Source organism: Pseudohaemophilus paraphrohaemolyticus (assembly GCF_003253115.1).
GTDB classification, from domain to species: Bacteria; Pseudomonadota; Gammaproteobacteria; order Enterobacterales; family Pasteurellaceae; genus Haemophilus_A; species Haemophilus_A paraphrohaemolyticus_A.
In genome coordinates, this window is record NZ_QEQF01000002.1 from 225,748 (window position 1) to 246,487 (window position 20,740).

Annotated in this window: 18 protein-coding genes, 1 pseudogene and 1 riboswitch; of the genes and pseudogenes, 10 read left to right on the forward strand and 9 right to left on the reverse strand. The window is 41.2% G+C overall.

What is annotated here, in order from left to right:
• Positions 1-9: 9 nt before the first annotated feature.
• Positions 10-321: a substrate-binding domain-containing protein gene (locus tag DPV92_RS03950; RefSeq protein ID WP_111353778.1), complete on the reverse strand. Its 312-nt coding sequence runs from the start codon at positions 319-321 to the stop codon at positions 10-12.
• Positions 322-415: 94 nt separating this feature from the next.
• On the opposite strand from DPV92_RS03950, the gene DPV92_RS03955 reads away from it, so the two are divergent.
• The 7 genes and pseudogenes from DPV92_RS03955 to udp all read left to right on the forward strand — a co-directional run bounded on the left by DPV92_RS03955 (position 416) and on the right by udp (position 7,857).
• Entirely contained in the window at positions 416-574 is a 159-nt protein-coding gene (locus DPV92_RS03955; RefSeq protein WP_404810737.1) for a hypothetical protein, read from the forward strand.
• 19 nt (positions 575-593) lie between these two features.
• Entirely contained in the window at positions 594-1,646 is a 1,053-nt protein-coding gene (galT, locus tag DPV92_RS03960; protein WP_111353779.1) for a galactose-1-phosphate uridylyltransferase, read from the forward strand.
• Between the two features lie 11 nt (positions 1,647-1,657).
• Positions 1,658-2,815 (forward strand): galactokinase, encoded by a 1,158-nt coding sequence (gene galK, locus DPV92_RS03965; protein ID WP_111353780.1) that lies wholly within the window; start codon positions 1,658-1,660, stop codon positions 2,813-2,815.
• Positions 2,816-2,955: 140 nt separating this feature from the next.
• Positions 2,956-3,924 (forward strand): galactose-1-epimerase, encoded by a 969-nt coding sequence (locus DPV92_RS03970; protein WP_111353781.1) that lies wholly within the window; start codon positions 2,956-2,958, stop codon positions 3,922-3,924.
• A 95-nt stretch (positions 3,925-4,019) separates the two neighbouring features.
• Positions 4,020-4,565, forward strand: a pseudogene (locus DPV92_RS10045) (sugar-binding domain-containing protein); the annotation flags it as partial.
• Positions 4,566-4,589: 24 nt separating this feature from the next.
• The gene (locus DPV92_RS03975; RefSeq protein ID WP_404810739.1) at positions 4,590-7,016 is read left to right on the forward strand and encodes a glycoside hydrolase family 2 TIM barrel-domain containing protein; all 2,427 of its coding nucleotides are present in this window, start codon (positions 4,590-4,592) and stop codon (positions 7,014-7,016) included.
• A gap of 79 nt (positions 7,017-7,095) precedes the next feature.
• Positions 7,096-7,857 (forward strand): uridine phosphorylase, encoded by a 762-nt coding sequence (gene udp, locus DPV92_RS03980; protein ID WP_111353783.1) that lies wholly within the window; start codon positions 7,096-7,098, stop codon positions 7,855-7,857.
• Between the two features lie 79 nt (positions 7,858-7,936).
• Here udp and DPV92_RS03985 read toward each other — a convergent pair whose 3' ends face one another.
• The 3 genes from DPV92_RS03985 to DPV92_RS03995 all read right to left on the reverse strand — a co-directional run bounded on the left by DPV92_RS03985 (position 7,937) and on the right by DPV92_RS03995 (position 12,102).
• On the reverse strand, positions 7,937-9,304 hold the full coding sequence (locus DPV92_RS03985) for an alanine/glycine:cation symporter family protein (protein WP_111353784.1): 1,368 nt from the start codon (positions 9,302-9,304) through the stop codon (positions 7,937-7,939).
• A 103-nt stretch (positions 9,305-9,407) separates the two neighbouring features.
• A riboswitch (glycine riboswitch) is annotated at positions 9,408-9,520 on the reverse strand.
• A 285-nt stretch (positions 9,521-9,805) separates the two neighbouring features.
• Complete coding sequence (locus tag DPV92_RS03990; RefSeq protein ID WP_005708878.1) at positions 9,806-11,101, reverse strand: NCS2 family permease; 1,296 nt, start codon at positions 11,099-11,101, stop codon at positions 9,806-9,808.
• Between the two features lie 14 nt (positions 11,102-11,115).
• Positions 11,116-12,102, reverse strand: coding sequence for an oxidoreductase (locus DPV92_RS03995; RefSeq protein ID WP_111353785.1), 987 nt, complete (start codon positions 12,100-12,102; stop codon positions 11,116-11,118).
• Positions 12,103-12,169: 67 nt separating this feature from the next.
• Here DPV92_RS03995 and ybaK point away from each other — a divergent pair, with 67 nt between their 5' ends.
• The 3 genes from ybaK to dnaE all read left to right on the forward strand — a co-directional run bounded on the left by ybaK (position 12,170) and on the right by dnaE (position 17,483).
• A complete protein-coding gene (ybaK, locus tag DPV92_RS04000; protein WP_111353786.1) occupies positions 12,170-12,646 on the forward strand; it encodes a Cys-tRNA(Pro)/Cys-tRNA(Cys) deacylase YbaK in 477 nt (158 codons plus the stop codon).
• Positions 12,647-12,734: 88 nt separating this feature from the next.
• Positions 12,735-13,892 carry a chorismate mutase gene (locus tag DPV92_RS04005; RefSeq protein WP_111353787.1) on the forward strand — a complete coding sequence of 386 codons (1,158 nt, stop codon included), beginning with the start codon at positions 12,735-12,737 and terminating at the stop codon, positions 13,890-13,892.
• A gap of 117 nt (positions 13,893-14,009) precedes the next feature.
• Positions 14,010-17,483, forward strand: coding sequence for a DNA polymerase III subunit alpha (gene dnaE, locus DPV92_RS04010; protein WP_111353788.1), 3,474 nt, complete (start codon positions 14,010-14,012; stop codon positions 17,481-17,483).
• 35 nt (positions 17,484-17,518) lie between these two features.
• On the opposite strand, the gene ilvY is transcribed toward dnaE, so the two are convergent.
• From ilvY to DPV92_RS04035, 5 genes are all read right to left on the reverse strand, one after another.
• Positions 17,519-18,403, reverse strand: a complete 885-nt coding sequence (gene ilvY, locus DPV92_RS04015; RefSeq protein ID WP_005708873.1) for an HTH-type transcriptional activator IlvY — start codon at positions 18,401-18,403, stop codon at positions 17,519-17,521.
• A complete protein-coding gene (locus DPV92_RS04020; RefSeq protein ID WP_111353789.1) occupies positions 18,403-19,434 on the reverse strand; it encodes a glycosyltransferase family 9 protein in 1,032 nt (343 codons plus the stop codon). Before DPV92_RS04020 ends, ilvY begins: the two co-directional genes overlap by 1 nt.
• Positions 19,435-19,653 (reverse strand): glycosyltransferase family 25 protein, encoded by a 219-nt coding sequence (locus DPV92_RS10050; protein ID WP_111353790.1) that lies wholly within the window; start codon positions 19,651-19,653, stop codon positions 19,435-19,437.
• Positions 19,586-20,284: an NTP transferase domain-containing protein gene (locus tag DPV92_RS04030; RefSeq protein WP_111353791.1), complete on the reverse strand. Its 699-nt coding sequence runs from the start codon at positions 20,282-20,284 to the stop codon at positions 19,586-19,588. The genes DPV92_RS10050 and DPV92_RS04030 overlap by 68 nt, the downstream gene beginning before the upstream one ends.
• The coding region (locus DPV92_RS04035; protein ID WP_145958653.1) for an EamA family transporter at positions 20,285-20,740 on the reverse strand (456 nt) is incomplete at its 5' end.

Here is a 20,740-nt window from a genome sequence, read left to right on the forward strand (position 1 = left end):
TAAGCCTCTTTATAAATAGGATCCACAAGACTCCCTGACAATTAGCGGGCATTTAATTGGGGAAATTTCCGAGCCTTTGCGGTTTTCAATCAGATGCAAGGCGGCTTGTTTACTCATTTCGTAGTGGGGGAGTTGCACGGTGGTTAGTAGTGGCAAGAATAAATTTGCCACACCAACCATATTATCATATCCCACTACGGCGACATCTTTGGGAATGCGAAAGCCTTGCGAGAGTAGCAATTGATAGGTGAGTATCGCGATATGGTCGTTCCCGCATACAATCACATCATAATAAAAATAATCTTTGCCTTTAGCGAGCATTACTTTGTGTTTGCCTCTATGTCTTTCTTTGCGCTCTGTTTCCAACCGATTTTGGGATATGTGACCGATAAACGTGGTGTTGAAAATCTTGCATATGTTTGAAGTGCCGTTCTACCTCGTGGGCTTGTTCAAATATATTGGAGCGAAAATAACCAATTTTGTAAATTTTCCTCTAAATTTAATTGCTTATTGTGAAGTTCGTCACATATTTTTTTTCATAAATCTTCTATACTCACTCCAAAATTCCAACTAAATTCTATAGGTATATGATTATGAGTGAGCAATTTGTCTTAAACGACCATCCGCATCGTCGTTTTAATCCATTAAAAAATCAATGGATCTTAGTCTCTCCGCATCGTGCAAAACGTCCATGGCAAGGGCAGCAAGAAGAAGTGGTGGCAGATAATAAACCAAGCTACGATCCAAATTGTTATCTCTGCCCTGGCAATAAACGCATTACAGGTGAGCAAAATCCGCAATATACTAAACCGTTCGTGTTCAAAAACGATTTTTCAGCCTTGCTTGCAGATACGCCAGCACCAGAGAAAAACGATGATCCACTGTTCCAAATTTCGCATACGCAAGGTGAAAGCCGTGTGATCTGTTTTTCTCCAGACCATAGCAAAACCTTACCGCAGTTAACTGTGCCAGAAATTGAGCAAGTGATCCAAGTGTGGCAAGAACAGGCTTGCGAGCTTAAACAACGTTACCAATGGGTACAAATTTTTGAGAACAAAGGCTCAATGATGGGATGTTCAAACCCTCATCCACACGGTCAAATTTGGGCAAGTAATTTCCTACCGAATGAGATTGCGATTGAAGATGAATGCCAAGCAGAATATTTCAAAAAATATGGCTCGCCATTGCTAGTTGATTACGCGAAACGTGAATTAGAAAAACGCGAACGTATTGTTGCTGAAACTGAAAATTGGATTGCAGTTGTGCCTTATTGGGCAGCGTGGCCGTTTGAAACCTTGCTATTACCAAAAGCAAAACAGTTCAAATCGATTGAAGATTTAAACCAAGCGGAACGCGAAGATTTAGCCTTAGCGTTGAAAAAATTAACCACGCGTTACGATAACTTATTTAACATCAGCTTCCCATATTCAATGGGCTTCCACTTTGCTCCGTTTAATGGCGAAGAAAATGGACACTGGCAATTGCACGCCCACTTCTATCCACCGCTTTTACGCTCAGCCACTGTGCGTAAATTTATGGTAGGTTATGAAATGATGGCAGAAAGTCAACGCGATTTAACCCCAGAACAAGCCGCTGAACGTTTAAATGCAGTAAGCGATAGCGTTCACTATAAAGATAAAAAATAAGGAGATAGCCAATGACCCCACAACAAATTTCTCAACAAAAATTCACTGAGCATTATGGCTATAACGCAGAACAAACCGTTTTCGCACCAGGTCGAGTAAATATCATTGGCGAACACACCGACTACAACGATGGCTTTGTTATGCCTTGTGCGATCAACTACGGTATGGCAGTGAGTTTCTCAAAACGTGACGACAGCATTTGGCGTGTTTACGCAATTGATATTGATGAGCAAGATGAATTTGATTTAAGCCAAGATTTCACCCAAAGCAAACACAAATGGGCAAATTACGTGCGTGGCGTAGTGAAATATGTTCAAGAACAATGCCCAGATTTCAAACAAGGGGCAAATTTAGTGATGACCAGTGATGTGCCGATGTCATCAGGGTTAAGCTCTTCTGCGGCTCTTGAAATTTCAATCGGCAAAACCTGTCAAGTATTAGGCGATTTACCGCTTTCTCTTGCTCAAATTGCCCTTATTGGACAAAAAGCAGAGAACAAATTTGTGGGGGCGAACTGTGGCAATATGGACCAATTGACTTCTGCATTAGGTCAAAAAGATCACTTGATTATGATCGACTGCAGAAGCCTTGAGATTACCCCAACCCCTGTGCCACAAGGCTATTCTATTGCGATCATCAACTCGAATGTGAAACATGATTTAGTGACAGGTGAATACAATAGCCGCCGCCAAGAGTGTGAACAAGCAGCAAAATTCTTTGGTGTGAAAGCCTTACGCGACGTGTCACCTGAGCAATTCCACGCTCGTGAAAATGAGTTAAAAGCTGAAAGCGAATTGGCTTATAAACGTGCAAAACATGTAGTTTATGAAGATCAACGTGTGCTTGATGCGGTTCAAGCCTTAAAAGCGAATGATATGGTGAAACTCGGTCAATTGATGGGCGAATCTCACGACTCAATGCGTGATGATTTTGAGATTACCATTCCTGAAATTGACTACTTGGTGGAGCTTGCTCAAGTGGCGATTGGCAAAAATGGCGGTGCACGTATGACGGGCGGTGGCTTCGGTGGCTGTATCGTCTGCCTTGTGCCAAATGAGAAAGTGGAGGCATTACGCCAATTGATTGCCGACAACTACGAAAAACAAACAGGCATTAAAGAAACCTTCTATCTCTGTACCGCGAGTGATGGGGTGAGAGTGGTTTCATAAACTAAAATAAAATAATTTCTCCGTTTTTTCTTTTGCCAAATCTTCCCCCCTCTTTAGTAAAGAGGGGGAGGAGATTTGACAGTACTTATTTACGGAGAAATTAGTATATACAGCCTTTATTCTTTGAAAAGGAGTTCTCTATGAAAACCTTTACCCTTGAAAACAATCATCTCAACATCACCCTTTCTAACTTCGGGGCGTCGTGGCTCTCTTGCATTGTCAAACATCCAAAAGGTAACCGAGAAGTGTTAATTACCACCACGCCAAAACGTTGGGCAGAGCAGTCAGCTTACTTTGGTGCAACTGTTGGGCGTTATGCCAACCGTATCGCAAATGGAGAATACAAACTCAACGGCAAAGTGTACCAACTGGCGAAAAATAACGGAGAGAACAATTTGCACGGCGGCGTGAAAGGGGCAAGTTTTGTGGAATGGCAAGTGCTAGAACAGAGCCCGCAAGCGGTAAAATTTGGCTACACTTTTGCTGATGGTGAGGAAGGCTTTGGCGGGGAAGTGAATGCAACGGTGACTTATCGCCTAACCGATAATCAGTTGGAAGTCGATTTTGATGCCGTGAGCGACCAAGCAACCCCGCTTTGCTTAACCAATCACGCCTATTTTAACTTGAACAGCAGCTCTACTATTCGCCATCATAGCTTGCAAATCAACGCCTCACACTATTTGCCAGTGGGTGAGAACGGTATTCCAAACGGCTTATTAAAAGCAGTAGATAGCACCAGTTTTGACTTCCGCCAACCGAAAGCGATTGAAGAAGATTTGCTTGCTGATACAGACCAACGTGCGGTGCGAGGCTACGATCACGCCTTCTTGATTGCAAAAGAAACTCAAAATTTCACCGCTTGTTTAAGCGTGGAAGACTTGCAATTACGTCTTGAAACCTCAATGCCTGCCGTGCAACTTTACACAGGCAATTGGCTAGCAGGGCAGCCGCGTGGCGAGAATGGCGTGTGCGAAGATTACGCGGGCGTAGCGTTAGAACCCGAATTTTTCCCAGATAGCCCAAACCACCCAGAACTCGCTGCATTTGGCGGGATTTCGCAAGCAAACGAGCCGTATCACCATAGTGTTTATTATCGGTTTGTGTACTAAATTTTTTGTTTCCCCTCTCTCTGAAAAAATTTCTGAACGAAATTTTTTCTGTCTCTCTCCCACAAGGGAAGAGAGTATTTTTATAGGAGATAAAAATGGCTTTACCAAATTACTTCCAAGATCCAAACACGCTTCACATCAACACCACGCCGCATCACGCCTATTTTATTCCGCATCAATCTCTGGAAACGATTAGTTCGCGTGAGCAATCGCCTTATTTTACGCTTCTCAATGGTGACTGGGATTTTAACTATTATGAAAGCTATCATGATTTGCCAGAGGATTTTTTGAATACTGCCTTTGAGCACAAAATCCCCGTGCCATCGAATTGGCAAAATCACGGTTTTGACCATCATCACTACACTAATATCAATTACCCGTTCCCGTTCGATCCGCCCTTTGTGCCACATCAAAACCCGTGCGGGTTGTATCATCGTACCTTCCAATTTGAGTCAAATGGCAAACGCTATTTACTTAATTTTGAAGGCGTAGATTCGTGTTTATTCTTCTATGTAAACCGCCAATTTGTCGGCTATAGCCAAGTTAGTCACTCCACTAGCGAATTTGATGTGACTGATTTCCTCACGCAAGGCACAAATCATTTACACGTAGTTGTGTTGAAATGGTGCGACGGCAGCTATTTGGAAGACCAAGATAAATTCCGTATGTCGGGCATTTTCCGAGATGTGTATTTGTTGGAGCGTGAGCAAAATTACCTGCAAGACTTCTTTGTTCGCTATGAGCTAAGTGAAGATTTAAGCGAAGCGACACTTTCTCTTGATTTGCAATTTATCGCTGAAAATAGACCGCTTAAGGTAGAACTTATCTCACCAGAAAATGTGTCTGTTTTCTGCAAGCAAGCGGTTAATTTCTGCGAAAAGATTACCAATGTGCAACTTTGGAATGTAGAAAACCCACAGCTTTATACTTTGATTTTACGCACTGAAAATGAAGTGATTGTGCAAAAAATTGGCTTTAGAAAAGCGGAAGTGAAAGATGGCGTGTTTTATTTCAACAACCAGCCGATTAAATTTAAAGGCGTGAACCGTCACGATAGCGATCCGAAAACAGGCTATGCAATTAGTTATGCACAAGCGTTGAAAGATTTACAGCTAATGAAACAGCATAACATCAATGCGATTCGTACAGCACACTACCCGAATGCCCCTTGGTTCACTGAGCTTTGCGACCGTTACGGTTTTTACGTAATTGCCGAGAGTGATGTGGAATCGCACGGGGCTTCAATGTTAGCGGTAAAAACACCTGAGCCGAGCATTTTTTTAAACCATGAGAACGATCTAGAAACGGCTCGCATTCGCCAAGAGACAATTGATAATTTCTGCTATTTCGCTCGTGATCCTGCGTTTAAAAAAGCGATTTTAGACCGCCAACAAGCGAATGTAGAGCGTGATAAAAACCGTACTTCTGTGATTATTTGGTCACTCGGTAATGAATCGGGTTATGGAGAGAATTTTGAGGCAGCAGCGGCGTGGATTAAACAACGCGACCCAAGCCGTTTGGTGCATTATGAAAGCTCGATTTATCAACATTCAGAGTATCAAAACGATCTTTCCAATTTAGATTTTTACAGCGAAATGTATGGTTCAACTGAAGATATTGACTGCTATTGTGAAACGCTAAAAACGAAGCCGTTTATTTTGTGCGAATATAGCCATGCAATGGGCAATTCCAATGGCGATATGGAAGATTATTGGCAAACTTTCCACCGTCATCCACAATCTTGTGGTGGCTTTATTTGGGAGTGGTGTGACCATGCCCCGTATCGTGAAAACCGACAGTTCGGCTACGGTGGCGACTTTGGTGAAACTCCGCATGATGGCAATTTCTGTATGGATGGCTTGGTTTCTCCTGATCGCATTCCACACAGCAATTTGAAGGAAGTGAAAAACGTGAATCGCCCTGTGCGTGCTCGTTTTGAAGATGGCAAAATTGTGCTGCATAACTACTTGGACTTCACCAATTTAGCGGATATTTTAACCGTAAATTACGAATTTGTGCAAAATGGCATCACCACAAGCGGTGGATTTTTAGAGGTGGATTGCGAACCGCATCAAAGTGTGGTTTTGCCGATTTCCTTGCCTGAAAATAATGGCTCGCACTGGTTGCTCAACCTCTCTTACACGCAGAATTGGGATACAGAGTTGTTAGAGATGGAGCACGAATTAGGCTTTGACCAAATCAATTTGTATCCGCAAAATAGCTTGAAAAAACAATTGCTTGTGGTAACGCAAACGGCATTTTCAGTGAATGAAACGGCATTAACCGTTGAAATTCATAACGAAGATTACCGCTATCTTTTTGATAAACAGAAAGGGATTTTTAGCCAAATTGAGAAAGCAGGCGAGCCATTGATTGAACAGCCGTTAGATTTTCAATTTTGGCGAGCACCAACTGATAACGACCGCTTAATTCGTGCAGCGTGGCAAAATGCGGGTTACGATAATGCTTACATGCGAGCTTACGAAACTGTCGTGAATGTGAGTGAACAAGCGGTAGAAATTCGAGTAACTTCTGCAATCGTGTCAATTTCTCGTGGCAGAATTTTAACCCTTGATCTGGTTTATACGATTTTGGCAGATGGACAATTTTCCGTAAAAATTAATGCACAGCGACCTGCACACTTGCCATTTTTACCTCGTTTTGGTTTGCGTTTTGCTTTATCAAAAAACATTGGTGTAGCAGAATATTTTGGTTATGGTGAGTTGGAAAGCTACATTGATAAACATCATCTTGCTAAATTAGGTGTTTATCGAACAACAGCAGAACAGAATCACACTGATTACGTGAAACCTCAAGAAAACGGAAGCCATTTTGGTTGTGAATATGTGAAATTCGACCGCTTGTATGCGACGGCGGACCAGCCGTTTAGCTTTAATCTTTCGCCTTATACTGCGGAAGAATTAACCGCCAAAATACACTGTTATGATTTAGTAAAATCGCCTTATATGATTTTTAATATCGATTATAAAATGAGCGGAATTGGTTCTAATTCGTGCGGTCCGAATTTGAAAGACGAGTATCGTTTGAATGAGACGGAATTTGAGGTAGAATTTCAGTTTATTTTGGGTTAAAAACTTGTTTTACCTCAAAATGTTTAATGAAATAATTTGTTAAACTTCACCGAAACAAGGCAAAGGAAAGGAGAAAAAAATGTCTGAAGTTTTCCATTTAGGTTTAACCAAAGCGATGTTAAAAGGGGCGACACTCGCTATTATTCCGGGTGACCCTGCACGTAGCGAGCGTATCGCCAAACAATTAGCGAATCCAGAGTTTTTGGCAAACCATCGCGAATTTAACTCGTGGTTAGGTTTTATTGGTGACCAAGCAGTTGTAGTGTGTTCAACAGGGATTGGCGGACCATCCACCTCAATCTGTGTTGAAGAGCTTGCTCAGCTTGGCATCCGCACTTTCTTGCGTGTGGGCACAACAGGGGCAATCCAACCGCATATTGAAGTAGGCAATTTATTGGTTACTACTGGGTCTGTGCGTTTAGATGGTGCAAGCCAACACTTCGCACCACTGGCTTACCCAGCAGTGGCAGACTTTGAATGTACGACCGCACTTTATCAAGCGGCACAAAAACAAGGCGTGAAAACTTTTGTAGGAATAACTGCTTCATCGGATACTTTCTACCCAGGGCAAGAACGTTACGACACCTACACAAGCAAAGTGTGTGCTCAATTCAGAGGTACGCTCAAAGAGTGGCAAGATTTACACGTCATGAACTATGAAATGGAATCGGCAACACTTCTTACCATGTGTTCAGCTTTAGGCTTGCGTGCTGGGATGGTTGCAGGCGTAATTGTAAACCGCACTCAACAAGAAATTCCAAATGAAGCAACCATGAAAGCGACTGAAGAAGCGGCGGTTGCGACCGTAGTAGAAGCAGCGAAAATTTTGCTTGAGAAATAATGAAAAAGTGCTTAAACCCTAGATTATCAGGATTTAAGCACTTTGTTTTATCTACAATATCGCCATTATGCCATCTGCTTTAAGCAACCTTACCCACCTTTAATCTCGCAAAATACGCTTTTGTTTCGTTAATAATTACTTTACGCAATGCAATCAAGGCGATTAAGTTCGGGAATGCCATTAAGCCATTTACGATATCGGCAATTGTCCAGATGGTTTGTAATTCTAAGAATGGAGCAGAAGCAATTAACGCCACAAACAACAAGCGGTAGAATTTTATCCCTTTTGTGCGGCCTTTCGTTAAGTAAACAAAGCAGCGCTCGCCGTAATAGCACCAACCTAAAATGGTCGTAAATGCGAAGAACACTAAACCGATAGTTACAATAAATGAACCAGCGTTGCTCTCTAACCCTTGATTAAAGGCAAGATTGGTCAGCTCTGCACCTTGTACACCTTGCGTCCACGCACCTGTAATCACAATCACAAGCCCTGTCATTGTACAAACAATAATCGTATCTAAGAATGTGCCTGTCATTGAAATCAAGCCTTGGCGTACAGGCTCTTTGGTTTGTGCCGCTGCTGCTGCAATGGGTGCTGAACCTAAACCCGATTCATTTGAGAAAATACCACGTGCAACCCCCAATTGAATGGCTTGCATTACGGTAAAACCAAATGCACCACCTAAAGCAGCTTCAGGATTAAATGCAGCATAAACAATCAACTTCACGGCTTCTGGGATTTTTTCTGCATTAAGTGCTAACACACACACAGACGCAGCCACATAAGCAATCGCCATAAATGGTACCACGACGCTTGCGATTTTAGAGATGCGTTTCACGCCGCCAAATACAATCGCGATAACAATTAACGTAAGCACAACGGCTGTAAGTACAACAGGAATATCAAAAGTGGATTGTAATGCATGGGTAATTCCGTTCACTTGCGGGAATGTTCCGATGCCAAGCAAAGCTACTAAAACACCAAAGAAGGCGAATGCTTTTGCGAGCCATTTCCATTTTTTGCCCATCCCCATTTCGATGTAATACATTGGGCCTCCTGCGATGAAACCAGAGCGATCACGTCCACGGAATTTGATGGCAAGCAAGCCTTCAGCATATTTGGTTGCCATTCCGAATAGTGCAATCAGCCACATCCAGAACAATGCACCAGGTCCACCAGAATAAATTGCCGTTGCTACGCCCACGATATTCCCCGTGCCGATGGTTGCCGCTAATGCGGTAGACAGTGCAGCAAATGCGGAAATATCGCCTGTTTGCCCCTGCCCTTGTTCAGGCTTAAACATATAGACGAACGCACGGAAAAGTTGCGTAATTTGAATGCCCTTAAGGCTAAGAGTGAAGTAAACACCTACGCCAGAGAGCAAAATCAATAACGGTGCTCCCCAGATAAAACTGCTAATTTGGTTAAGAATAGTGTCGATTGACATTTGATGTTCCTCGTAAATTTTGCTTACAAGGAAAGAAAAGCGACAGCAAGCGGGCGATTTTCGCAAAAGTTTTGCAGAAAATGACCGCTTGTTTATGGAATAACTTTTCTCCCCTGTCCTTTTACCTGAGCGTTTCACACTTAACGGGCATTAAGCATTTTCGCCTTCGGCGTCCATTTTCTGCATTGCAGATTGGATCTCTCCAAGGGTTCGTCCAGTAACAGTCCTCGCACAATGTGCACCTGAAAGATTTTACCTCGTCGGTGAAATGTTAATTCATTTCTCTCCAGCTACCTTCATCCGAACAGTTCTTTATAAAAAAGAATGCCAGAATTCTAGCAATTCAATTTTTTCAGTCAAGTAAATAATTTAATATTATGTCTAATTAAATATGAGGTTAATTCACTTCTGCCAAATCTCCCCTCCCCCTCTTTAGCAAAGAGGGGGAGGGGAGATTTGGCAGTTTTAATTAGCGAAGAAATTACATTGATAGTAAATCGGTTATCCAATCCAAACAAATTTAATCAAAAACAAGATCGACACCACGGCAACAGAAGGGTTGATCTCTTTAAATCTGCCTGTGCAAGCCTTCATCACGCAATAGCTGATAAAGCCGAATGCAATGCCTTCTGTGATGGAGTAAGTAAACGGCATCATTGCGGTAGTGATGAATGCAGGGGTGGCTTCAGTTAAGTCATCCCATTTCACTTCAATCAGGCTTGAAGCCATTAAAATGCCTACAAACACCAGCGCTCCTGCGGTTGCATAAGCAGGCACAACGCTTGCCAATGGCGAGAAGAAAATGGTCAGTAAGAAGAGCACGCCAACTACAACCGCCGTTAAGCCTGTGCGCCCACCAACTGATACGCCTGAACCGCTTTCAATGTAAGTACTTACCGCCGATGTGCCCATTAACGAGCCCGCCATTGCTGCGGTGCTATCCACAAAAAGGGCTTGTTTCATACGAGGGAAACGCCCTTGTTTATCTGCAAAACCCGCTTTAGTGGTTACTGCAATTAGCGTGCCTGAGCTATCAAAAAGGTTAACAAGTAAAAATGAGAAAATGATACCAAGCAAACCTAAATCAAACGCACCAGCAACATCCACTTGCCCAACAACAGAATCTAAACTTGGTGGCATAGAAACAATACCGTGGAAAGCTACTGCAGGATCGAAAATCAAGGCAAGCCCTGTGATGAGTGCGATGGAAATTAATACGCCTGAATGAATGCCTTTTGCTGATAAAATCACAATTACAAAGAAGCCGAGCACACCTAACAAGACTTTTGGATCGTGCAAATCGCCCAAAGCAACTAAGGTATCAGCATTCGGCACAACAATGCCCATATTTTTAAAGCCGATTAAGGCAATAAACAAACCGATACCCGCACCAATCCCAACGCGCAAACCGTGCGGAATAGATGCCATAAACCAGTAGCGAATTTTAAGCAATGTGAGTAAGAATAAGCCGATTGAACCTAAGAAAATTGCCCCCATCCCAACTTGCCACGAGTAACCCAATTTTTGCACGACTACAAAAGCAAAAAAGGCATTTAAGCCCATCGCTGGTGCAAGTGCGATTGGAAGATTACTGAATACCCCCATTGCAATCGTACCGAACGCGGCGATTAAACAGGTAGTCACGAACACCACTTGTGTATCCATTCCCGCAATGCCTAAGATCGATGGATTCACAAACACGATATAAACCATTGTGAAGAAAGTGGTAATCCCCGCAATCACTTCAGTTTTAGCATTACTGCCTTTTTCTTTTAATGCGAATAATTTTTCTAGCATTCTCTTTGCCTCAATTAGTAATCTAACACCAATGCCAATAATTCAACCGCTAAAAATGCAAGGCTGAATTTTTGTTCATCGGCAACAGACCAGAACTGCAAGACATTTTCCTCTTTTGCAAGTAACTGGCTGATTTGCAACGCATTTTGCTCTTCATTTTCGCCATTTTTTACCGGCGTTTGTACTTCATTTTCGCTGAAATTAATCCAAGCATTATTTGCCCAATCGGCACTTAATGCTTCCACATCTAATTCATATTCAGACTGGACGGAAACCATTTGCGACACGCCATAGAACACAGGCACTTGCACGGAATGGAAGGTCACTGAAGCGGTTAAATTTGGCAAAACTTTTGCAAGTTGCAATTCAAACACACGCGAGAATGGCAGTCGTTTTTCTTCGCCTTGCACATTCGCAGGCACAACATCAAAGGCAATGCGTTCCGCATTGTCATCAAACGGAATACCGTTTAATAAACGTGCGGTTTGCCCTGCTAATTCTTTCACTTTTTCTTCACCAAAATAGGCTGATGGCAGAAGTGAAGTCACGAAAATCTGGCTAAGTTGTTGGTCTAAAATCGGTTGTAGTGCGAGCACTAATTGCGAAATTTGCGGGTTCGCCAATGCCACAATGTTGTGTTCACGAAGGTTAATGAGGGCTTCATTATTCACATTTGGCACAATCACAGGCACATTACCAATCAGCGAGGTAATGCCAAACAGATCGAGAATAATACAGCCCGCTTGAGCGGCTTTTGCTAAGGTTTCTGCTTGAGCCATTGGGGCAGCAAATAACACATGGGTAAATTGCGACCAATCGAGATTATCTAATTCAAATTGCTCAACGGCTTTCGTGCCGAAACGGAGGTTTTGCTCTTCGCCAAAAGGTTCGATTTCAACCGCAGAAACTTTATCAAAGGTCAAATTACTGTTTTCTAATGCTTCAAGTAATTTTTCAGCTAGGGTAAAATCAGCGGCAATGGCGAGATGAATTTGAGACATTTTATCTTCCTTATTTGCATTTAAAGTGCGTAGAGCGTAATTATAACCTAATTTCAAGGAGCGAGTGATGACACCAGCGGTAAATCTTTTGAAAAAACAGAAAATTGCTTTCCAACTACACCCATACGAACACGATCCGAATAACACGAATTTTGGGCAAGAAGCGGTCGAAAAATTAGGCATTGATGCAAATCAAACGTTTAAAACGTTGTTAGTGGCAGAAAATGGCGATCAGAAGAAGCTTGCTGTGATGGTTGTGCCCGTTTCAAGCACTTTAAATTTAAAAAAAGCAGCTCACGCATTGGGCGTGAAAAAAGTCGAAATGGCAGATAAAGAAGTTGCTCAAAAAACGACGGGATACTTGCTGGGTGGTATTAGCCCGCTTGGTCAGAAAAAACGTTTACCAACCGTAATTGATGAGTCTGCCACTCAATTTGCAAGGATGTTTGTTTCAGGCGGGAAACGTGGTTTAGATGTAGAACTTGCCCCACAAGATTTAGCGAAAGTGTTGGATGCGAAGTTTGTGGAGATTAAGGATGATTAGCAACGTTTTCAGAGAAAATAATCGCTTGTCTTTCCTTTAAGGCTGAAATCGTTATAATCTTGCTATTATTTATTTTTGAGAACAAATTATGTCCTTAGACCTAACCAATATCCGCACACAAATTACCAGCCTTGACCGCCATATTTTAAAGTTATTATCCGAACGCCATCGCTTAGCGTTTGATGTGGTGCGTAGCAAAGAGATTACGCAAAAGCCACTTCGCGATGTTGTTCGTGAGAAAGAACTTTTGCAAGAGTTAGTCAATTTTGCTGAGTCTGAAAATTACCAGCTTGATCCACAATATGTGACCCAAATTTTCCAACGCATTATTGAAGATTCTGTATTAACGCAGCAACATTATCTACAAAATAAATTGAATGAACAAAAAGAAGAGAGCCTTTCCATTGCATTTTTAGGGATGCGTGGCTCTTATTCTAATATGGCTGCACGCCAATTTGTGAAGAAATACCAAGGTAATTTGGTGGAACTAAATTGTGCCTCATTTGATGCGATTTTTGCCAAAGTGGAAAAAGGCGAAGCGGATTTTGGCGTGTTACCGCTGGAAAACACGACTTCAGGTTCAATCAACGAAGTTTACGATTTATTACAACATACTGAACTGTCGTTAGTGGGTGAATTGGCTTATCCCATCAAGCATTGTTTGTTGACAAATGGCAACGTGGATTTAGCTGAAATTGACACCATTTATACTCACTCACAACCTGCTCAGCAATGTAGCCAATTTATTCAAAGCCTTGATCGCGTGCATATCAAATATTGCGAAAGTAGCTCACACGCGATGCAGATGGTCGCACGCTTAAATAAACCAAATGTGGCAGCTATTGGCAATGAAGATGGCGGTAAACTTTATGGTTTAAGTAGTATTAAATCGGAAATTGCTAACCAAGTGAACAACATCACTCGCTTTATTGTAGTGGCAAAAGAGGCTGTTAAAGTCTCTCCGCAAGTGCAAACCAAAACGCTACTATTGATGACGACCACTCAACAAGCAGGTGCTTTAGTAGATGCGTTAGTGGTATTTAAACAATTCGGCATTCGTATGCTGAAATTAGAATCTCGCCCAATATACGGTAAGCCGTGGGAAGAGATGTTCTATGTTGAGCTTGAAGCCAATATGCACAACGAAAACACGCAGAAAGCGTTGGAAGCTTTAAAAGAAGTAACCAGTTTCTTAAAAGTGCTAGGCTGTTATCCGAGTGAGATTATTGAGCCTGTAAAAATTTAAAAATAAAAAACGCCATTTGTATCACTTTAAATACAAATGGCGTTTTAATCGTAGTAAAATCCACTCTTTTATTTCCAATTATTCTTTTTAGCTTAATTTCATATTCTAAAGGTTTTTATGCTCCCTCGTTTCGTTCACCTCAAAGTTCACAGTGATTTCTCAATGATCAACGGCTTGGCGAAGGTCAAACCTCTGGTTAAAACCGCTGTGGCAGACAATATGGTCGCGATGGCTCTTACCGATTTCACCAACTTTTGTGGCTTGGTTAAATTCTATGGCGAAGCCCTCAGTTCGGGTTTAAAACCGATTATCGGGGCGGATATTCTTGTGCGTGCTACACCTGAATGTGAAGAGTTGGACGAGCTAACCCTCCTTGCTAAAAACAACACAGGCTATCACAACATCACGATGCTCCTTTCCAAAGCCTATCAGCAAGGTTATATAGACCTACCAGTGGTGGAAAAAGAGTGGCTGACTGAATTGAACGAAGGCATTATCGTCCTTTCTGGTGGACGTTCGGGCGATGTGGGCAAAGCTTTACTCAAAGAAAATGCAAAAGAAGCGGAAAATCTGACCGCTTTCTATCAACAATATTTCCCTGATCATTTTTACTTTTCTCTTTGTCGCACAGGGCGGGCGGACGAGGAGAACTACATCAAAGCGGTTGTGCCTTTTGCTTCTCAGCACAATATTCCGTTGGTTGCGGTCAATGATGTGGTGTTCTTAAAACCTGACGATTTTGAGGCACACGAAATCCGCGTCGCGATTCATGATAGCTACACCTTAGACGATCCAAAACGCCCGAAAAAATATTCCGCACAGCAATATTTCCGCACTGAAGAAGAGATGTGCCGTCTATTTGCGGATATTCCAAGTGCTTTGGCGAATACGGTTGAAATCGCAAAACGCTGTTCGGTCACAGTGCGTTTGGGCGAATATTTCCTCCCGAATTTCCCAACAGGCGACCTTTCAACCGAAGATTATTTGGTGCAAAAATCGCGTGAAGGTTTGGAAGAACGGCTTGAATTTTTATTCCCAGATGAAGAGGAACGCAAAAGTAAGCGGTCGGTTTATGATGAACGTTTGCAAGTTGAGCTGGATGTAATCAACCAAATGGGCTTCCCTGGTTACTTCTTGATCGTGATGGAGTTTATTCAGTGGTCGAAAGAAAACGGCATTCCTGTTGGACCTGGACGAGGTTCTGGAGCGGGCTCGCTTGTGGCGTATGCACTGAAAATTACCGACCTCGATCCGCTTGAATTTGATTTACTCTTTGAGCGTTTCTTAAACCCTGAACGTGTTTCGATGCCAGACTTCGACGTGGATTTTTGTATGGATGGTCGTGATCGCGTGATTGACCATGTGGCGGACACTTACGGTCGCCAAGCGGTATCGCAGATCATCACGTTCGGTACAATGGCGGCAAAAGCGGTAATCCGCGATGTGGGGCGTGTGCTTGGGCATCCGTATAGCTTTGTGGATCGCATTTCTAAATTGATTCCACCAGATCCAGGAATGACGCTAGAAAAAGCTTTTGCCGCAGAGCCAAAATTACCCGAGCTTTACGATAGCGATGAAGAAGTGAAAGCACTGATAGATATGGCACGTAAACTCGAAGGTGTGACCCGAAATGCAGGTAAACACGCAGGGGGGGTGGTAATTGCACCAACAGCGATTACCGATTTTTCACCGCTTTATTGTGACTCGGAAGGGATGCATCCTGTAACCCACTTCGACAAAAACGATGTGGAATATGCGGGCTTGGTCAAATTTGACTTCTTGGGCTTGCGCACGCTCACCATTATTAAGTGGGCATTGGAGATGATCAATGCTCGAATGGGGGCAGAGGGTAAAGAACCTGTACGGATTGAAAGTATTCCGCTGGATGACAAAAAATCGTTTGATTTGCTGCTGCAATCCAAAACCACGGCGGTGTTTCAGTTAGAGTCTCGTGGGATGAAAGATCTGATTTCTCGTCTCAAGCCCGACTGCTTTGAAGATATTATCGCGTTGGTGGCGTTGTTCCGCCCAGGTCCGTTGGAGTCGGGGATGGTGCAGAACTTTATCGACCGTAAACACGGAAAAGAGGAAGTCTCTTATCCTGATGCGCAATATCAACACGAATGCCTAAAACCGATTTTAGAGCCAACCTATGGCGTTATCGTTTACCAAGAGCAGGTAATGCAGATTGCTCAAGAACTGGCGGGCTATACGCTCGGTGGGGCGGACTTATTACGTCGTGCGATGGGTAAGAAAAAGCCTGAAGAAATGGCGGCACAGCGTGAAATTTTCGAAAAGGGAGCAATCAATAAAGGCATTGATGGTAATCTTGCGATGAAAATTTTCGACCTTGTGGAAAAATTCGCAGGCTATGGCTTTAACAAATCACACTCGGCAGCCTACGCTTTGGTTTCTTACCAAACACTCTGGCTTAAAGCCCACTTCCCTGCTGAATTTATGGCAGCGGTAATGTCTTCAGAGATGGATAATACCGATAAAATCGTAGGCTTATACGATGAATGTATGAATATGGGCTTAACTGTTGTACCGCCTGATATTAACAGCGGTAAGCACCGCTTTTCCGTGAATGAAAAAGGCGAAATTGTCTACGGTTTAGGCGCGATTAAGGGCGTGGGCGAAGGTCCGATTGATGCCATTTTATCTGCTCGCCAACAAGATGGCATTTTCAAAGATCTGTTTGATTTAACTGCTCGGGTGGATCTGAAAAAAATCAACCGCCGCACCTTTGATGCGCTGATAATGTCGGGAAGTTTGGATAAACTCGGTCCTCATCGTGCAGCTTTAATGAAAAACTTGGAAGATGCGCTTAAAGCTTCTGATCAACATTCTAAAATGGAAGCGCTTGGGCAGAGCGATATGTTTGGTGTGCTGACTGAAACGCCAGAAGAGGTACAAAATGCCTATGCTAATACGCCAAAATGGAGTGAGCAAACTATTTTAGATGGTGAGCGGGCAACATTAGGCTTGTATTTGAGCGGGCATCCAATTGGGCGATTCCTCAAAGAGCTCGCTCACTATGCGCCTGTGCGCTTAAATGAACTGCAACCGACTTTCCGTGGGCAGAATGCAACTGTGGCAGGAATTGTGGTTGGGTATCGTATCGCAGTGACTAAACGCGGTAGTCGCATTGGGATTGCGACCATTGAAGACCGTTCAGGCAAGTTAGATATTACGTTGTTCTCTGAAGCCTTAGAAACTTATGGGGATCTCATTGAGAAAGAGAGCATCATTATCGCAACAGGTTCAGTGCAGTTCGATGATTTTAGCGGTGGATTAAAAATGTCTGCTCGAGAAATTATGACGCTCGATGACGCTCGCACGCACAATGCCAAAAGCCTTGCCCTTGCAATTAATCAAGAACAATTAGATGCAAAATTTGTGAAGGATTTGACCGCTTGCATCGAACCTTATAAAGAAGGCACATTACCACTGCACTTCTACTATCAAAGCGAACAAGGCAGAGCCTTACTAAAAGGCGGCGTAGAATGGCGAGTAACTCCCAAAGAAGAAATGTTAGTAGGCTTGAGAACTCTGCTTGGCGAAGGGGCTGTTGAGTTGGAGTTTGAATAAAGAACGGTATTCTGTTTAGAATACCGTTTAAGCGGTTAAATTTGAGCAAATAATTCCCAAAATGCTTTAATAATCGGCTCTTGTAAGCGTTTTGTTTGTACACAAATGCCTAATTCGAAAGGCTCAATCGGCTTGTTTAAGTTGAGATAAGAAACCTGATTTGCCACGGGGCTATGCTTAATCACCACATCGGGCAATAATGCCACGCCACAACCTAATGCCACCATCGGGACTATCGCTTCGTGTCCTGCAACGGTGGCATAAATTTTAGGTTCTTTAATTTTCTGCGATTTAAACCACGCTTCAATACGCTGACGTGCGGAGCCTTCAAGCGGTAAGATAAACGGCATATTTTGCCAATCAATCGGGTTTTGCTGAAGCAATTGTGTTGCAGCGCAAGCCACGCGAGGAATAATCAACGAAAGTGTGATGTCATCAATATGCTGAAATTCAATATTATTCGGTAAGTTGTTTGGCTTACCTGCAAGGGAAATATCAGCTTGTAATGAATGAACGGAACTAACTGCGTGAGCTGGGTCGCCCGTAATCAGCTTAATTTCAACCTTAGGGTAACGCTGGCGGAATTTTTCCAAAATGCTTGGCAAATGGCTATAAGCGGCTGTTACCGAGCAGAAAAGTTGTAACTCGCCTTCTAATTCTCCTTGATGAGGCGAAAGGGCATTTTTCATCGCTTGCCAATCCGCCCAGCTCTGTTTTGCAAATTCTAAGAATTTTTCGCCCGCTTCTGTAAGATGCACTTGGCGGTTATCTCTTACCAAAAGCGGTTGCTCTATCTCCTCTTCCATTCGCTGAATATGGCGTGTAAGAGTTGAAGCACTCATATAGTTTTTTTCCGCGGTGCGGATAAAACTGCGGGTTTGAGTGAGGTCGAGAAAGAGTTTTAGGGATTGGAAGTCCATTATTCACACAACCATTCTGATTTTATTTGAGAAAAATCTAATTCATTCACACTTTTATTAAATCGTAAAATATGTGTTAGTGCTAAATTATTTGGTTGCCAATGATTAAAGTTTTCTTCATCTTGGTTATAAAATGCAATAAGTGGTTTATTAAAGCCGGATGCAATATGCACAATTGCAGTATCAGGTGAAATAACGCATTTTGCATTTCTAATTAATTCAATCGTATCAAAAACGGTTTCTGTTTTCTCATAAACAAAAATATTCTGGTATTCTTTTGCTAGAGCTTTCAATTTTTGTGTTACTTCAGGAAAGGTAAGTAATACTATATTCATAGTATTACTTGTTAGATTATCTAACAATGATTTCATTGCTTTGTTATTAAAGCTGCGAGAAGAACTTGCCCCAAAGAAATTAACTGTAACATAGTTCGATAAATTATTTTTAACTAAGAAATATTGAATATTTTTTTTTGCTTTGTCTGTAAATGGAATATCGTAAGCAGTTGAAACTTGTTTGAATCCTATCCGTTCAAGAGCCTGTTTATAAATCTCTGAAAAATGCACACCTTGAGCTGGAATACTTAAGTTAAATAATTTGTAATTTTCTTTTTGATAACCAATGTAATTTTTTGCATTGATTGTACGTAAAAAGAGTAAATCTCTGTTACGAAGTGTTACTGTTGGATCAATTAAAACATCATATTGCTCTTTAGCTAATATTTTACCGCAGCGAATATAATCTCTAATATCTTTTGTTTTAACAAAATAAAGTTGATCAATATAAGGATTTTGTTCAAAAAGATAAGCATTCTTTTTAGAACAAACTACGCCAATTTTGGTATTAGGAGCTTGTTTTTTGATTTCCCTGAAGACAAAAGAACTCACGACATAGTCACCAATCTTGCCATCATGGCGTAAAAATAGAATACTCTTAGGGGGGAATATAATACTGGCAAGCGGTGTTTTTTTATCAAGAATTTGCTTACCAATTTTTAGTCTTAATGTTCTCAGAAAAGATTTAATTGACATTTATATACCTAATTTCAATTTTATATCATAAATAAATTTATTAATGTTATTTTTTAGCTTAACGCATTTTTCCCAAAGTAAAAAATGACTAGCAAAACACTCTAATAATGACTTTTTTAGGTTAATAATGTATGATTTTTTAATTTTCATATTATTTCTCAAAACTAGATAATTCCAACATAAAATTATATTCTTCCAAATTATCAATTTCATAAGCATCTAATTTTGCTAAGAGTTTAGCTCTAACATCTAAACATTCTAATAACTCCATAGGAATGTTATCCCAGTATAATTTAGGATCTAAAAGATATTTTTCATCACTATAATTTTTTAAGCATTCTTTAATTATGTTCGAATCAGTTTTAGTCCAATAAGAGATTCCTAACAAACTAGGAGAGTAAGAATTATCAATTCTAATATTTTTAATCCGTCCATTTATTATGACCGGCACCCACTCTTTATTTTCTCCTTTAGGCCTTTGAATAAGATAGTAGCAACTATTTTGGGGATTATCCAGAAAAATATTATTAAATAAAGTGACATCACTATCAATAACAAAACTATCCCCAAAATAATCTACAGCACACATAAAAGAAAAAATATTATTATATTTATCATAGTGATGATTGTTAATTAAATGGCAATTATATTTATCTCTTAAATACTCAAACTGATAAGCCAAATGACCAGTAACTATATATATATCTTTAATATTTGCATCTATCAGGTATTCAATAGTTCTTTCTATATTTGGTGTTCCATCTTTCAAAGGCAAAAGAGCCTTATGGATTGTTTTTGTAACATCTTTAAAACGACTTCCCAAGCCTGCTGCCAAAATAATTGCATTCATTTAATTTTTCTTCCTAATAATAAAATATATATTTATTACAATTAATACACTAACAAATAATAGGGTTAAACTTATATCTTGTTTAAAAAATAGCCCACCAATTAAAACTGCCCATACACTATATGTAATGTTTAACACTACAGCTTTTACGGGCCCAAGAATATCTATTGTTTTATAATATAAAAAGTAGGATAAGGCTGATGAAATTAATAATATCAATTCAATAAAAAAGAAAGAAAAATCTGTTAGTAGCGTTAAAATATTATCACTTGTCTCTCCAAAATTTTTCTTACTAATAAATTGATATATTAAAATAAGCAGATATCCTAAACTACTTCCTGCTTGCCTATAAAAATAGACATAGTCAGATGAATAACTTTTCATCAGATTACTTGACAAAATAATCTCTACAGCCCAGAAGAAAGCACATAATAAGGGAAGTAAAACCTTATATAG